The organism is Streptomyces sp. URMC 126 (assembly GCF_051386555.1).
GTDB lineage: Bacteria > Actinomycetota > Actinomycetes > Streptomycetales > Streptomycetaceae > Streptomyces.
In genome coordinates this window covers 1-279 of the sequence record NZ_JBPQTX010000805.1, presented here as the reverse complement: position 1 = coordinate 279, position 279 = coordinate 1, and the positions used below count along the sequence as shown (strand labels likewise).

General features: G+C 70.6%; 1 pseudogene. It reads right to left on the bottom strand.

Annotation, left to right across the window (positions count from 1 at the left end):
* Window positions 1–116: pseudogene (locus tag ACSNOK_RS33995) on the bottom strand (glycosyltransferase 87 family protein); the annotation flags it as partial.
* Window positions 117–279: the final 163 nt, after the last annotated feature.

Below are 279 nucleotides of genomic sequence, written 5' to 3'. Positions count from 1 at the left end.
GCCCAGCGGTGGCCGGACCGCCGGGACAGGTCCCAGCACACCAGTACGGCGATCAGCAGGTTCACCTGTCCGTAGCGCAGCGTCGTCCACACCGGCTCGCACCAGACGACGAGCGCCGACAGGGCGAGCACGGCCGGGGCTGGGCTGCTGTTCTGTTCCTTCGCGCTGTGGTGGGTCCCGCACCCGTTCGGAGAACGGCTGGAACTCCACCAGAACGGCGGCCAGATGCTGCTCTCGGCCGTCTATCCGCTCGCCGGGGTCGCGTTCCTGGCCCTGGCC